Source organism: Paenibacillus sp. EKM206P (assembly GCF_011066155.1).
Lineage (GTDB): Bacteria > Bacillota > Bacilli > Paenibacillales > Paenibacillaceae > Paenibacillus > Paenibacillus polymyxa_D.
In genome coordinates this window covers 1-208 of the sequence record NZ_JAAMNQ010000147.1, presented here as the reverse complement: position 1 = coordinate 208, position 208 = coordinate 1, and the positions used below count along the sequence as shown (strand labels likewise).

The window sequence follows — 208 nt, the reverse complement described above, 5'->3', positions numbered from 1 at the left end:
CCTGAACACCCTGAGGTCCTTGATCGCCTTGGACTCCTTGAGGTCCTTGAACTCCTTGAGGTCCTTGGTCGCCTTGGACGCCTTGAACTCCCTGAGGTCCTTGGTCACCTTGTACGCCCTGAACACCCTGAGGTCCTTGGTCGCCTTGAACGCCCTGAGGTCCTTGGTCGCCTTGGACGCCCTGAGGTCCTTGATCACCTTGTACGCC

The 208-nt window shown here is 59.1% G+C and carries 1 protein-coding gene; it reads right to left on the bottom strand.

Features of this window, described 5'->3' with window-relative positions:
* The coding region (locus tag G9G53_RS26160) for a hypothetical protein (RefSeq protein ID WP_238796343.1) at positions 1-208 on the bottom strand (208 nt) is incomplete at both ends.